The organism is Streptomyces sp. WMMB 714 (assembly GCF_900090125.1).
Lineage (GTDB): Bacteria > Actinomycetota > Actinomycetes > Streptomycetales > Streptomycetaceae > Streptomyces > Streptomyces daqingensis.
Genome location: NZ_FMHJ01000002.1, coordinates 580161 through 595081, shown reverse-complemented (window position 1 = coordinate 595081; position 14921 = coordinate 580161). Strand labels below are relative to the sequence as shown.

Below are 14921 nucleotides of genomic sequence, written 5' to 3'. Positions count from 1 at the left end.
CGTCCGGCACGGCACGGTAGCGGAGTTGTGGGGCCGCTGTGAAGGCCGATCGGTGATACGTCCGATATCTGTTCGTTATTCAATGCGGGCGGTGGGAAAGGGTCCTGGCCCGGGGGCCCGCCGCGCAGGCAGGCGCAGGGCCTCGGCCCGGACGGACCCCGGCCGCCCTGTCAGCGGGACGGCCTAGACTCGTCCGACGATGAGCAGCCTCTTCGACGACAGCTTCCTGAACAGCCTCGCCCCGGTGCGCGCACAGGACGGGCCCCCTGGCGGGCAGGGCGAGGAGCCCCTGCCGCCGCCCCCCGACGAGGAGGGGGACGACCACGGCGGCGAGGTCCCGCACCACCTCTTCGCGGGCACCTTCGAGGGCCGGGGAGGTCACGGTGCGGGCGGCGGCTCGTACCACCGGGGCGGCTCCCGCCGCACCGTCGTGGACGCCGACGCGCTGCTGGAGGAGATGAACCCCTCGCAGCGCGACGCCGTGGTGCACACCGGCTCGCCGCTGCTGATCGTCGCAGGCGCCGGCTCCGGCAAGACCCGCGTGCTGACTCATCGCATCGCGTATCTGCTGGCCGCCCGCGGTGTCCATCCGGGCCAGATCCTCGCCATCACCTTCACCAACAAGGCCGCGGGCGAGATGAAGGAGCGCGTCGAGGAGCTCGTCGGCCCCAGGGCCCAGTCGATGTGGGTGTCGACGTTCCACAGCGCGTGCGTGCGCATCCTGCGCAGGGAGAGCAAGAAGCTCGGCTTCACCTCGTCGTTCTCGATCTACGACGCGGCCGACTCCAAGCGCCTGATGGCGCTCGTCTGCCGGGACCTGGAGCTGGACCCGAAGCGGCATCCGCCGAAGGCGTTCAGCGCGAAGATCTCCAACCTCAAGAACGAGCTGATCGACGAGGAGGACTTCGCGGCCCAGGCCGAGGGGGCCTACGAGAAGACGCTCGCCGAGGCGTACACGATGTACCAGGCGCGGCTGCGCGAGGCCAACGCCCTGGACTTCGACGACATCATCATGACGACCGTCCACCTGCTGCAGGCGTTCCCCGACGTCGCCGACCACTACCGGCGCCGCTTCCGGCACGTGCTGGTGGACGAGTACCAGGACACCAACCACGCCCAGTACACGCTGGTGCGCGAACTCGTCGGCACGGGCGCCGCCGAGGCCGGCACGGCGCGCAGCGGCGAGGGCGACGGCGACGGCGGCGGGGCCGGGCCGGAGCACGAGGCGGAGGGCCCGGCTCCCGAGCGCGCCGAACTGTGCGTCGTCGGCGACGCGGACCAGTCCATCTACGCCTTCCGCGGAGCGACGATCCGCAACATCCTCCAGTTCGAGGAGGACTACCCGGACGCGACGACGATCCTGCTGGAGCAGAACTACCGGTCCACGCAGACGATCCTCAGCGCCGCCAACGCCGTCATCGAGCGGAACGAGAACCGCCGTCCCAAGAACCTGTGGACGGATTCCGGCGCGGGCGAGCGGATCACCGGCTACGTCTCCGACACCGAGCACGACGAGGCGCAGTTCGTCGCCGACGAGATCGACCGCCTCACGGACGCGGGCGAGGCGAAAGCGGGGGACGTCGCGGTCTTCTACCGCACCAACGCACAGTCCCGTGTCTTCGAGGAGGTCTTCATCCGCGTCGGCCTGCCCTACAAGGTCGTCGGCGGGGTGCGCTTCTACGAACGGCGCGAGGTCCGCGACGTCCTGGCCTACCTGCGGGTGCTGGCCAACCCCGAGGACGCGGTGCCGCTGCGCCGGATCCTCAACGTGCCCAAGCGCGGCATCGGCGACCGGGCCGAAGCGATGATCGAGGCGCTCGCCCTGCGCGAGAAGATCACCTTTCCCCAGGCGCTCGCGCGGGTCGACGAGGCGTACGGAATGGCCGCCCGCTCCGCGAACGCCGTACGCAGATTCAACGTCCTGATGGAGGAGCTGCGCACGGTCGTCGAAGCGGGAGCGGGCCCCGCCACCGTCCTGGAGGCGGTGCTGGAGCAGACCGGCTACCTCGCCGAGCTCCAGTCGTCCAACGACCCCCAGGACGAGACGCGGATCGAGAACCTCCAGGAACTGGCCGCCGTGGCGCTGGAGTTCGAGCAGGAGCGCGGCGAGGACGAGCCGGGCACGCTCGCCGACTTCCTGGAGCAGGTCGCGCTCGTGGCGGACTCCGACCAGATCCCCGACGAGCAGGACGGCGAGGAGAACGGCGTCATCACGCTGATGACCCTCCACACCGCCAAGGGACTCGAGTTCCCCGTCGTCTTCCTCACGGGCATGGAGGACGGTGTCTTCCCGCACATGCGCGCCCTGGGCCAGACGAAGGAGCTGGAGGAGGAGCGGCGTCTGGCGTACGTGGGCATCACGCGTGCCCGCCGGCGCCTCTACCTGACGCGGTCGGTGCTGCGCAGCGCGTGGGGCCAGCCGTCGTACAACCCGCCGTCCCGCTTCCTGGAGGAGATCCCGGACCAGTACGTGGACTGGAGGCGCACGGGAGCCTCCGCCGGGTCCGGCGGGGGCCGCGGGGGGATCGGTACGGGCTTCGGGGCCGGCGCGTCGCTGTCGTCGACGGCGTCGAGGTCCGCGGGCCGAGGAGGTCCGAGCGGCTTCGCCACGCGCCGTACGTCGGACCGTCCGGTCGTCAGCCTGTCGGTCGGGGACCGGGTGACGCACGACAGCTTCGGCCTCGGAAGGGTCCTGGCCGTCAAGGGAAGCGGCGACAACTCCGAGGCGACGATCGACTTCGGGGGCGAGAAGCCGAAGCGGCTGCTGCTGCGGTACGCGCCGGTGCAGAAGCTGTAGCGGCGGGACGTGAATCGGGCGGGGCAGCGGGCCCGGCCCGTTGGGGGAGCGGGCGCACGCACGTCGCGTGCGCCCCTGCTGCCGCACGCGGCGGTCTGCGTCGGGTGACGAAGACCGGCGGGCGGCCTGGGAGTTGAGGGTGGCCGGTGTCGTGCCGGCCGGGACGATCAGCTCGGGTCGAGGCCCTTGGAACGCAGCCACGGCAGCGGGTCTATCGCTTCGCCGCCGCCGGGGTGCACCTCGAAGTGCAGGTGCGGCCCCGTCGAGTTGCCGGAGCTCCCCGAGTAGCCGATGGTGTCTCCCGCCTTGACCTCACCGGAGCGGATCTTGGTGCTGCTGAGGTGGCAGTACCACGTCTCGGTGCCGTCGGGAGCGGTCACGACCGCCATGTTGCCGAAGGACACGTCGTACTTGGTCGTGACGGTGCCGTCGGTGGCGGCCATCACCGGAGTGCCTTCGCTGACGGGGAAGTCGATGCCTGTGTGCACGGACATCCAGTTGAGGCCCGCCTGGCCGTACTGCGCGCTCAGGCCGTGCTCCTTGACCGGCAGGGCGAACTTCGGGCGCAGCGCCTCCTTGCGCGCGGCCTCCCGGGCCTTGCGCTCACGCTCCGCCTCCTGCCGCTCCTTGAGGTCGATGCGCTCCTGCGTGCGGCTGGCGCGGTCGGCGAAGTCGTCGGCGTCGGCGGAGAGTCCGGCCAGCTGGGTGTCGAGCTTGCTGTTGGCGGGCTGAACGGCCGAGTCCGGTGCGGAAGCCTGGGTGGTCGTGGAGTCGTCCGGGCTGTTGCCCGCGACGGAGGCCGCGGCGATCCCGGCCACGCCCATCACGGCGACCGACGGGACGGCGACGGTGAGCATCGCGGAGCGCCGTGGCCTCGGAGCGCGCCGGCGGCTCCGCAAGTGGGGAGGGGGGCCGATCGTTGTGGCCTCGGGGGCGGCGGACGTCCCGGGAGTGAAGTCGGGGCCCGTGCCGGGGTGTTCACGGCCGTCGGGGCCGGCAGCGCCGTGGTCCCAGCCGGTGCCGTGGCCTTCGTCGTAGACCTGGCCGTCGTCGTAGACCTGGCCCGCGGGGGCGTCCGGCACCGCGTCGACACTGTGGAAGCTGTCGAAGGCGGGGAAGGCCGCCGTGGCGTCCGGCTCGCCGTCGGTCGCGAGGAACTCGCCCTGCGACGGCTGCTGTTCGTAGGTGCCGAAGGCCGCAGCGGCCTCGGGATCGAGACTGTCGTAGGAGTCGTGCTGGTCCTGGTGGGCGAGGCCCTGGACCGAGGCGTCGTACCCGTACGCGTAACCGTCGTAGGCCGCTTCGGCGTACTGGCCGGCGTGCTCGGCCGGCTGCGCCTCCTGCCGGCCCGTCTCCCAACTGCCGGCTTCGGCCTGGGAATTCCACTGGCCTTCCCACTGGGTCGCGTCCCACTGGCCGGTGCCGGCGTTCCACTGCGTGGCATCCCACTGGCCGGAGCTCTGCCCGTACTGGCCCCAGGCCGCGCCGTTGTCGTAGCCGCCGACGTCATAGGCGCCGGAGCCCTGGCCCGCGTAGGCGACGTCGTGGGAGCCGGTCGCGTAACCGGCGTTGGCCGCATCCGTGCCGGTGCCGGGCATCGAGCCGAAGAGCGGGTCGCCGTCGCCGAAGGCGGCGGCCGAGTCGCCCTGGGCGACTGCGCTGTAACCGTCGTACGCGCCTGGGTGACCCTGCGAAGTGCCGTGCTGCTGCGCGTGGATGTCGAAGACCGCCTGCTCGTAGTAGCCGTCGTGGGCCCCGTACGAGAAGTCGGAGGAGGTATCAGCCGGGAGGGAGCTTCCCGACGGGTGACGGTCGTTCACCACCAACTTCACTTTCGCCTCGGCAACAAGGGCGGAACAGCTCGGTGACTGTACCCGGCGGTATGCGAGCTCGACAATCTTCAACAGGTTTCGGGGCCGGGAGAAACGGGCATTCGGCCTCCTTTCGCCGCTCTACGCGCGGGTATTTGGTCTTGCGTTCGAGGGCTGTTCGAGTAATTCGTACCGCGGGTAAGGCGCGTCGAGGGTGTGGTCGAACCGGATCCGGGGAACGGGGGGCGGTCCCCAACTCGGGCCGTACAGACGCCGATACGCCAAGAGCTCGTGATACGGGACGTAACGGCCTCTCCATATACCAAAGCGGCGGAAAGGGAGCCGGGTTGCGGCGGCGGACCCCCGTAGGGCGAGCCCGAGCGAATCCCGATGCGAAAGCAAGGTGGCCAGATGTGCGCGGTGCGGCGCAGCCGGCGCGACACGAGGATGCGCGACGCGGAGGTGCGACCACAGGGCCGCGACGCGGGGGCGACTGAAGCGGACCTGAGGGGCGGCTGAAGGGCGACCGGGCAAGCGGTTGAGACGTCCGGGGGCGGAAGGGTCCGGCGGGGAGGATGATGGCGGCGGCGGGCCGGTCGCCGGGCTGCTCGCTGCACCATGGGACGGCCGGGACGGTACGCACCGAGCCCGGCCCGTGCCCCGGTGTGATTTCTCCCTCGCTTGCTCTCGGGGAACGGCCCCGTGAGAGATGCTGTCGATAACGTTCGTTCACTCCGGCAGGACGGAAGGCATGTCCCGGCGGCGTTCGCGGTGGCTCGCAAGCGGAGAGGCGCTGGCGGACGGGCGCACGGTGGAGAAGCGGTGAGAGTGCCGGAGGCCGGAAGGCCCTCGAGATGGAGGCAGTGATGGGTGTATCAGGTCCGATCCGCGTCGTGATCGCCAAGCCTGGTCTCGACGGGCACGACCGCGGGGCCAAGGTCATCGCGCGAGCGCTGCGCGACGCGGGGATGGAGGTCGTCTACACCGGTCTCCACCAGACCCCCGAGCAGATCGTGGACACCGCGATCCAGGAGGACGCCGACGCGATCGGCCTCTCCATCCTCTCCGGGGCGCACAACACGCTCTTCGCCAAGGTTCTGGAGCTCCTGCGCGACCGTGACGCCGAGGACATCAAGGTCTTCGGCGGCGGCATCATCCCCGAGGACGACATCGCCCCGCTGAAGGAGAACGGCGTCGCGGAGATCTTCACTCCCGGTGCCACTACGCGCGAGGTCGTCGAGTGGATCCAGGGGAACGTGCAACGTCTCGCAGCCTGAAGCCCCCCGCAGGGCATTCCGCTGCCCGGCCCACCCCGGCCCCCCGACGGCGGCCGTCCCTGCGGAGCCACCGTTCCCGCGGTGCCGCACGTTCCCGCGGCTTCCTGCGGCACCGCACGTCTCTTGGCTCGGCACCCCTGCACAGGCCCCCCCCCGCACGTCCCGCGCGGCAGGGGGCCTTCCGCGTTCACTCCTGCTGCCTGGCGGCCTCCTCGCGCAGCTCCGCCTGCATCTCCGCACGGAGCCTGAGCGTCGCGACGAGCCGCATGAACGCTTCCGCCCAGTAGGCGCCCGCCCCCGGTGAACCGCCCTCCGGCTCGTCCGGGACGGCCGCCAGCGGCTCCAGCCGTGCGGCGTCCGACGGGGGAAGGCAGCGCTCGGCCAGCCCCATCGCGCCGCTGAACCGCCACGGATACGTCCCCTGGTCGCGGGCGATCTCCAGGGCGTCGACGACCGCCCGCCCCAGCTGCTCCGTCCACGGCACCGCGCACACCTCCAGCACGCGGAACGCCTCCGTGAGCCCGTGGGCCTCGATGAAACGCGCCGCCCACTCCGCCCTTTCGGCCTCGGGGAGGACCAGGAGGAGCCCGGCCGGATCGCTGTGGCCCTCGGCCTGCCTGGTGCCGGGCGAACCGGCCAGGGCCCGCGCCCACTCCACGTTCCGCTGACGCACCGCGGCCCGGCACCAGGCAGAGTGCAGGTCCTGGCGCCAGCCGTCGGCGACGGGCAGCGCGACGATCTCAGCGGCGGAACGCCCGCCGAACTGCGCGTGCCACGTCGACAGCGGCGCGGACTCGACGAGCTGGCCGAGCCACCAGGCGCGCTCGCCCCGCCCGGCGGGCGGCTTCAGCACGACGCCGTCCCGCTGCATGTCCGCATCGCACTCGTGCGGGGCCTCGACCACCGCCCGAGGGGCGTCCGAGAGCGGGTCGAGCGCCACGCAGGTACGGGCGCGCGCCGCCATCCGGACAGCCAGCGCCGACTCCGGGAGGCCGCTGAGCAGTTCGGCCGCCGTCGCCCGCACCGTGCGGCTGCGGTCGCCGAGGGCTCGCTCCAGGAACTCCTCGTCCGACGGGCACAGGCCCTCGCGCAAGGAGTCGAGGAACATCAGCCGGTCCTCGGCACGTTCCTGGGACCACGTGGACTGCAACAGGGCGAGGCCGGACGCGGCGTCGCGGCGGCGTATCGAGGTGAGCAGGGCGACGCGCTCGGCGAACAGCCCCTCCTCCCACAGCTGTTGAGTCTCCTCGGACTCCTGGGAGGCGGCCGCCTCACCGCCGGTCTCCGCCCCGGCCGCGCCCGCCGTGCCCGTCCGCACGCCGTGGCGCAGCGCGAACCTCCAGTCCGGGTTGGACTCGGCCAGCCAGAGGGCGCGGGGCCCGGCGAACTCCAGCGTCCTCGTGCGCAGGTCCGTGCGGGAGCGTGCCGCGTCGAGCAGCGCGGGGAGCTGCGCGGCCGGAGCGCGGTACCCCTGCCCGCAGGCGAAGGCCAGCCACTGTGGGAGGAGTTCGGCCAGGTCAGGGTCCGGTCCGCGGCGGCGGGCGCTGCCGGAGCCGTTGCTCTCCGGGCGGGCGGCGAGCAGCGACGCCAGGCGCCGGGACGCGGCGGGAGGAAGGGGCGGCCGGGTGTCCAGCGGGGCGGGCGGGCGGCGCTCCCCGGCACGGGCGGGCCGCAGCCCGGCCCGGCGGCGTACCGTCTCGACGGCCGCGGCGTCGAGCAGTTCGGCGGCCCCTCCTCCCCCGGGCGGGGTGCGGCGCTCGGTGCCGAGGAGCGCCGCCGTGACGAGCTCCTCCCACGCCGGGCCTTGCGGACGGGCGGAATTCCGCCCCGGAGCACCGGCGGCGGAGGCGGGTGCCTCCGTCCCCGGCCCCGAGCCGGGGGCCTCCGTCCCCTCCGGCTGCGACCCGGACCGCGGCGGCGGCGACTGCGACGACTGCCGTGACTGCGGGGCCTGCACGTTGTGCACTGCTCCTGCGGAGCGCTGCGCTTGCTGTGCGGTGGTGGTCATGCCCTCCCCTTCGCCGGGGTGTTCGTCGGAGCCGGATACGGCTGTGCGGAAGCAAAAGCGGAACTGCGGAACGGGCGTGTCACAGCGGCACCGCCTCGACGGCCTCTCCGGTCTCGCCGCCGCCCCAGACGGTGTACGGAGCGAAGCCCCGGTGACCGCACTCCCCGAAGACCGTGACCGGGCGGCCGCCCGAGACCGCCGCCAGCCGCCACAGCGCCGCGGCCGACGTGCCCGGAGCCACGGGAAGCGCGAACTCACCTGCGGCGTCGGCCAGTTGGACGACGGAGCCGTTCTCGTCCGGTATCGGGACCACGTCCGTCAGCACCGACGGCCACGCGTCCAGCCACGGGTCGTCGCAGAGCGCCGCGCCGTAACCGGCCAGCGCGTCCGTCACCGTGCCTCCCGCCGGGGCGCACGCCGCGCCATGCGGTGACGCGCTGCCGAACCGCTCGCCGAGAGCGGCGCGCAGGGGACGCGCCCCGGGGTGGTAGGCCAGCTCCGCGTCGACCGACGAGCCGACCCGCAGGGAGATCTCGTGGCGGCGGCCCGACGGGGCGAAGGACAGCAGCAGGGCGGGACGCCCCGTCGAACGGCCGGACAGCCATGTGCGACGGGCGGTCAGCCGCCCCTCGTCCGTGTCCCGTTGGGAGAGCACCAGCCACTCGTCCCGGACGCGGGCGTTCCCGTCCGCCAGCAGTTCGGCGGTGTCGACGGTGAGGCCCACCCGGGTACGCACCGTCGCAGCGAGCGGCTCGGGCAGGGTGTCGAGGGTGAGGAAGCCCCTGTTCAGGAGGTGGAGCAGGGCGCACTCGGAGAGCAGCCTTCCTGGCCAGCCCCCGCCGGGGCCCTCGGGCCGCCCGCCGCCCGACGCGGGCAGCGCGCCGAGTTCCCGCGTGCGCGCGGCGAGGCCGGGCGCCTGGGCGTCCACCATCCGGGCCGCCGTCTCCTCCCACACCGCACTGCCACGCCTGTCCGCCTCCGCGAGACCGCCGCGCACCAGATCCGCGAGGCGCTCCTCCAGCTCCGTGGCGCCAGCGGCGATGCGGGCGACGCGCCGCTCGGCCCGGCGCCGCGCGGCCTCCGGATCGCCCGGGCCTCCCGCAGCCACCGCGGCCGCGTCGTTGCCGTCCGCCGCTGCGCGTTCGCCGTCCCGCGCCGCGTCCCCGCCGCCTCCGGCCTTGCGCGCGGCCCGCGCACTCCGCCCGTCGAGCCACTTGCCCGCCCAATCGGGCGCTTCCTGCCCGTCCTCGCCGGACTGGCCGCCCGCCCACAGGAGCAGCAGCCCCAACGCGTGCTTGCAGGGGAACTTGCGGCTCGGGCAACTGCACTTGAAGCCCGGCTCGCCCTCGGTGCGGAGGTCCACGACCGTCTGGTACGGCTTGCTGCCGCTGCCTCTGCACAGGCCCCAGACCGCGCCGCCCCCCGATCCCGACTCCGGCCACCTGCCGGACCCTGCGAGCTTGCTGCCGGCTCTGCCCGACGCCGCGTCAGGAGCGAGCTCCATCACCTGTTCCGCCGTCCAGCGGGCCCCCACCTCAGTCATGACCGAAACGGTAGGAGCAGGCACTGACAATCCCGCGCAGCCGACCCTCGGACTGAGAGTCGATGCAGGTCAGAGCCGTTGTGGCCGCGATTGTCAGTGGTCCGGTGCAGGCTGTGACGCACATCGACCCGCCATGTGCGAAGGGGGACTCGTGACGGATACCCGTGCCGGAAAGCAGGCACTGCGTCCGCATGCCGAAGAGGCGTTCGCGGAAGAGCTTCAGGCCCTTGCGGCGGCGGACGACAGGCCGCGCCCGGAGCGCTGGCGGCTCTCGCCCTGGGCGGTCTCGCTGTACCTGCTCGGCGGCGAGCTGCCCGGCGGAACGGTCATCACGCCGAAGTACGTGGGGCCGCGCCGCATCGTCGAGGTCGCCGTCAGCACGCTGGCGACGGACCGGGCGCTGCTGCTCCTCGGCGTCCCCGGCACGGCGAAGACATGGGTGTCGGAGCACCTCGCGGCAGCGGTCAGCGGCGACTCGACGCTGCTGGTGCAGGGCACCGCGGGCACAGCCGAGGAAGCGGTGCGCTACGGCTGGAACTACGCGCAGCTGCTGGCCAACGGGCCGAGCCGCGAGGCGCTGGTGCCCAGCCCGCTCATGCGGGCCATGTCGGAGGGCATGACGGCGCGCGTCGAGGAGCTGACGCGTATCCCGGCCGACGTGCAGGACAGCCTCATCACGATCCTCTCCGAGAAGACGCTGCCCGTGCCGGAACTCGGCGAGGAGGTGCAGGCGGTCCGCGGCTTCAACCTGATCGCGACGGCCAACGACCGCGACCGCGGCGTCAACGAGCTGTCGAGCGCGCTCCGCCGCCGCTTCAACACGGTGGTGCTGCCGCTGCCGGAGTCCGCCGAGGCCGAGGTCGACATCGTCTCCCGCCGCGTCGACCAGATCGGCCGGTCCCTCGATCTCCCCCCGGCTCCGGAGGGTGCCGCGGAGATACGCCGCGTGGTGACGGTCTTCCGGGAGCTGCGCGACGGGGTGACCGCGGACGGCCGCACGAAGCTCAAGTCCCCGTCAGGGACGCTCTCCACGGCGGAGGCGATCTCAGTCGTGACGGGCGGGATGGCGCTCGCCGCGCACTTCGGGGACGGAGTGCTCCGCGCGGGCGACGTGGCGGCGGGCGTGCTGGGCGCGGTCGTTCGCGACCCGTCCACCGACGGCGTCGTGTGGCAGGAGTACCTCGAAGCGGTGGTGCGTGAGCGCGACGGCTGGAAGGACTTCTACCGGGCCTGCCGGGAGGTCTCGGCGTGACGACGGCCTCCCGGCGTACGGGGGCGCCCGCGGGGGCGGGGGCCGGAGATCGCGGCGCGGGGCCGCTGCTGCTGGGCGTCCGGCACCACGGGCCGGGCTCCGCCCGCGCGGTGCGGGCGGCGCTGGAGGCGCGGCAGCCGGCGGTGCTGCTCGTCGAGGGGCCGCCGGAGGCGGACGGCATCGTCGCGCTGGCGGGTGACGAGGAGATGCGGCCCCCGGTCGCCCTGCTCGCGCACGTGCTGGACGATCCGGGACGGGCCGGGTTCTGGCCGCTCGCCGAGTTCTCGCCGGAGTGGGTGGCGATCCGCTGGGCGCTGGGCCGGGGTGTGCCGGTGCGCTTCATCGACCTCCCGGCAGCGCATTCGCTGGCGCTCGGCGGGCGAGTGGACGGCGACGGGCCCGAGGCCCCGGAGGGCCACGGCGGTGCCGACGGGCCCGGCGAGACCCCGGACAGCGCGACCGGCCTCCCGCCCGGCGCGGCACCTGACTCCGTGCCGGGCGGAGGCCCCGCGCCGGAGTCCGGCGCGGCCCTGCGCATCGACCCCCTGGCGGCGCTCGCCGAGGCAGCGGGGTACGACGACGCGGAGCGCTGGTGGGAGGACGTCGTGGAGCACCGCGCGGGCGGTGTGTCCGCGGACGGCCCCGAGGCGCCGTTCGCGGTCCTCGGCGAAGCCATGGCGGCGCTCCGCGAGCACGAGAGCGACGGCGGTGAGGGCGGCGCCGACGCCGAGGGCGGGCGCGGTGCGGGGGCGGGGCCGGGCGGCGAGGTCTGGCGTGACCGGGTGCGCGAGGCGCACATGCGGCTGCGGCTGCGTGAGGCGTGCCGGGAGTTCGGAGCCGGTTCCGTCGCCGTGGTGTGCGGTGCCTGGCACGTTCCCGCGCTGACCGTGAAGGCGAAGGTCTCCGACGACAGGCAGTTGCTGAAGGGCCTGCCGAAGGCGAAGACCGAGATCACCTGGGTTCCCTGGACGCACCGCCGCCTGGCACGCCGCAGCGGGTACGGGGCGGGCATCGCCTCCCCCGGCTGGTACGGCCACCTCTTCTCCGCCCCGGACCGCCCCGTCGCGCGCTGGATGACGAAGGTGGCGAGGCTGCTGCGCGAGGAGGACTACGGGGTCTCCTCGGCGCACGTCATCGAGGCCGTCCGCCTGGCGGAGTCGCTGGCCGTGATGCGCGGCAGGCCCTTGGCGGGGCTGGGCGAGACGCTCGACGCCGTACAGGCCGTGATGTGCGAGGGGTCGGACGTACCGCTCGCCCTGGTCCGGGACCGGCTGGTCATCGGGGACGTGCTGGGCGAGGTGCCGGAGGGCGCCCCGGCCGTTCCGCTCCAGCGGGACCTCGCACGCCTGCAGCGTTCGCTGAGGCTCAAACCGGAGGCGGCGGAACGGGAGTTGGAGCTCGACCTGCGCAAGGAGACCGACTCCGCGCGCAGCCGCCTGCTGCACAGGCTGCGTCTCCTCGGCGTCGACTGGGGCGTGCCCTCGCTGTCCCGTACGGGCAGCACCGGAACGTTCCGCGAGAGCTGGCGGCTGCGCTGGGAGCCGGAGCTGTCGGTGCAGATAGCGGAGGCCGGGGTGTGGGGCACGACGGTCCTGGGCGCGGCGACGGCGAAGGCCGTCTCCCAGGCCGCCGGCGCCGCGGCCCTCGCCGACGTCACAGCGCTCGCCGAGCGCTGCCTCCTCGCGGAACTGCCGGACGCGCTGCCGGTGGTCATGCGGGTCCTGGCCGATCGGGCCGCGCTGGACGCCGACGTCGGCCACCTCGCGCAGGCGCTCCCCGCGCTGGTGCGGTCGGTGCGGTACGGCGACGTCCGCGGTACCGATGCGGAGGCGCTCGCCGGGGTCGCCGAAGGACTGGCGGAACGCGTGTGCGTCGGCCTTCCGCCCGCGTGCGCGGGCCTGGACGCGGACGGCGCGGCGCGGATGCGGGGCCATGTCGACGAGGTGCACCAGTCGATGGCCCTTCTCGGACAGGCGCGCGGCGAGAGTGCGACGGGGGTGCATTCTCGCTGGCGCGCCGTACTTCGCCGGCTCGCCGTCCGCGACCGGATACCGGGCGTGATCCGCGGCCGGTGCGCCCGGTTGCTGCTGGACGACGGCAGGCTGGCGGAGGAGGAGGCGGCGAGGCTGATGGGCCTCGCGCTGTCTCCGGGTACCGCTCCGGCCGATGCGGCGGCGTGGATCGAGGGCTTCCTCGCGGGCGGCGGGATGCTGCTCGTGCACGACGAGCGGCTGCTCGCACTCGTCGACCGTTGGCTGTCCCGGGTGCCGGCGGAGGCGTTCACGGACGTACTGCCGCTGCTGCGCAGGACGTTCGCGGAGTACGAGCCGGGCGTGCGGCGGACGGTGGGCGAACTCGTCCGGCGGGGGACCTTGCCGGACGCGGCCCCTGCGGACGCCGGCACGGGCGAGGGAGCCGGCGGAACGGCGGCCGGCCTTCCGGGTTTCGGCCCCGGCCTGGACGTGTCCCGCGCGGACGCCGTGCTGCCGACGCTGCGCCTGCTGCTGCAAGGCGGCCCTCCCCAGGCGGAGACGCACGGCCAGGGCGGGCCCGGGACCGGAACCGAAGGCGCACCGGCCGACCGTGTGCCGCACACCGACCGTGAGGAGGCGGCCGTATGAACCGGACCCCGACACGAGAGCAGACCGGCACGGCCGGAGACACGGCCGGAGACACGACCGGAGACAAGAGCCCTGAGGGGAGCCCCACGTCGGAGGAGCGGTTGCGCCGCTGGCGCCTCGTTCTGGGCGGCGCGAACGGCTCGGACGGCACGGGCTGCTCCCTCGAAGGCTCCGACTCGGCCATGGACCGCACGCTCCAGGCGCTCTACGGCACCCCGGCCGGCCGCGGCCGGGGACGCGGTGAGCGTTCCGGCGGTCTCGGCGGATCGGCTCCGCAGGTGGCGCGCTGGCTGGGGGACATCAGGACGTACTTCCCTTCGTCCGTCGTCCAGGTCATGCAGCGGGACGCCATCGACCGGCTCGGATTGTCGGCCATGCTTCTCGAGTCGGAGATGCTGGAGGCGGTCGAGGCGGACGTCCACCTCGTGGGCACGCTGCTGTCCCTGAACCGGGCCATGCCGGAGACGAGCAAGGAGACGGCTCGCGCCGTGGTGCGCAAGGTGGTCGCCGAGCTGGAGAAGAAGCTCGCCGCCCGCACCCGGTCGACGCTCACCGGCGCGCTCGACCGCTCGGCGAAGGTCACGCGTCCGCGCCACCGGGACATCGACTGGGACCGCACGGTCCGCGCCAACCTCAAGAACTATCTGCCGGAGTACCGGACGGTCGTCCCCGAGCGCCTCATAGGGTTCGGCCGCGCCTCGCAGTCGGTGAAGAAGGACGTCATCCTCTGCATCGACCAGTCGGGCTCGATGGCGGCGTCCGTCGTCTACGCATCCGTTTTCGGCGCGGTGCTCGCCTCGATGCGCTCGCTGCGGACGCGTCTGGTGGTCTTCGACACCAACGTCGTGGACCTCACGGACGATCTCGACGATCCGGTCGACGTCCTGTTCGGTACGCAGCTGGGCGGCGGCACGGACATCAACCGGGCCCTGGCGTACTGCCAGACCCAGATCTCGCGTCCGGCGGAGACGATCGTCGTGCTCATCAGCGATCTGTACGAGGGCGGCATACGCGACGAGATGCTGAAGCGCGTGGCCCAGATGAAGGGCGCCGGCGTGCAGTTCGTCAGCCTGCTCGCGCTCTCCGACGAGGGCGCGCCCGCCTACGACCGCGGGCACGCGACCGCGCTCGCTGAGCTGGGCGCCCCGGCCTTCGCCTGCACCCCCGACCACTTCCCCGAGGTGATGGCCGCCGCGATCGAGAAGCGGCCCCTTCCGGTGCCGCCCGCGACGTGACGTCCCATCACGCCGGCCGGACGGCCCCCGGTCCCCGGCCCCGCACGGAGCTGTCCCGCCGGGCGGAGGCCGGGGCCGCCCGACCGGGGCGCATGTCCGCGGCGGGACCTGGTCGCGGCGGGAGCTGGTCGCGGCGGGAGCTGGTCGCGGCGGGACCTGGTTGTGCCGGGGCCCGCCTGCACAAGTCCTGCTCACGGCACGCTTCCCGCGCACGCCGCAACTCCCGTCTCCTGTAGGCAAGTTGAATGACCGACAGCGCTCGGAAGCGGAGGTCCCGCAGCGTTCCCGCGCGAGAGCGGAAGGAGAAGTGAACACTTTGTGACGGCAGTTGCGGCGGGGGCCGGGCGGCGTGCAAAGATCTCCGTTGTCCGGATCTC

The 14921-nt window shown here is 73.4% G+C and carries 8 protein-coding genes; 5 read left to right on the top strand and 3 right to left on the bottom strand.

The annotated features are described in order from the left end of the window. Positions 1-199: 199 nt before the first annotated feature. A complete protein-coding gene (gene pcrA / locus H181DRAFT_RS05350; protein ID WP_045862984.1) occupies positions 200-2797 on the top strand; it encodes a DNA helicase PcrA in 2598 nt (865 codons plus the stop codon). A gap of 167 nt (positions 2798-2964) precedes the next feature. On the opposite strand, the gene H181DRAFT_RS05345 is transcribed toward pcrA, so the two are convergent. Continuing rightward, a complete protein-coding gene (locus H181DRAFT_RS05345) occupies positions 2965-4620 on the bottom strand; it encodes a M23 family metallopeptidase (protein ID WP_368073250.1) in 1656 nt (551 codons plus the stop codon). An 854-nt stretch (positions 4621-5474) separates the two neighbouring features. Between H181DRAFT_RS05345 and H181DRAFT_RS05340 the strand changes: the two genes are divergently transcribed. Then, positions 5475-5885, top strand: coding sequence for a coenzyme B12-dependent isobutyryl CoA mutase small subunit (locus H181DRAFT_RS05340; protein ID WP_045863122.1), 411 nt, complete (start codon positions 5475-5477; stop codon positions 5883-5885). Positions 5886-6072: 187 nt separating this feature from the next. On the opposite strand, the gene H181DRAFT_RS05335 is transcribed toward H181DRAFT_RS05340, so the two are convergent. Continuing rightward, on the bottom strand, positions 6073-7893 hold the full coding sequence (locus H181DRAFT_RS05335; RefSeq protein ID WP_175439711.1) for a DUF5691 domain-containing protein: 1821 nt from the start codon (positions 7891-7893) through the stop codon (positions 6073-6075). Positions 7894-7972: 79 nt separating this feature from the next. Continuing rightward, the gene (locus H181DRAFT_RS05330; RefSeq protein ID WP_045862982.1) at positions 7973-9436 is read right to left on the bottom strand and encodes an SWIM zinc finger family protein; all 1464 of its coding nucleotides are present in this window, start codon (positions 9434-9436) and stop codon (positions 7973-7975) included. Between the two features lie 151 nt (positions 9437-9587). Between H181DRAFT_RS05330 and H181DRAFT_RS05325 the strand changes: the two genes are divergently transcribed. From H181DRAFT_RS05325 to H181DRAFT_RS05315, 3 genes are all read left to right on the top strand, one after another. Then, positions 9588-10688, top strand: coding sequence for an ATP-binding protein (locus H181DRAFT_RS05325; protein ID WP_254666701.1), 1101 nt, complete (start codon positions 9588-9590; stop codon positions 10686-10688). Between the two features lie 65 nt (positions 10689-10753). Next, complete coding sequence (locus H181DRAFT_RS05320; protein ID WP_254666717.1) at positions 10754-13309, top strand: DUF5682 family protein; 2556 nt, start codon at positions 10754-10756, stop codon at positions 13307-13309. Continuing rightward, positions 13306-14544, top strand: a complete 1239-nt coding sequence (locus tag H181DRAFT_RS05315; RefSeq protein ID WP_078895493.1) for a VWA domain-containing protein — start codon at positions 13306-13308, stop codon at positions 14542-14544. Before H181DRAFT_RS05320 ends, H181DRAFT_RS05315 begins: the two co-directional genes overlap by 4 nt. Positions 14545-14921: the final 377 nt, after the last annotated feature.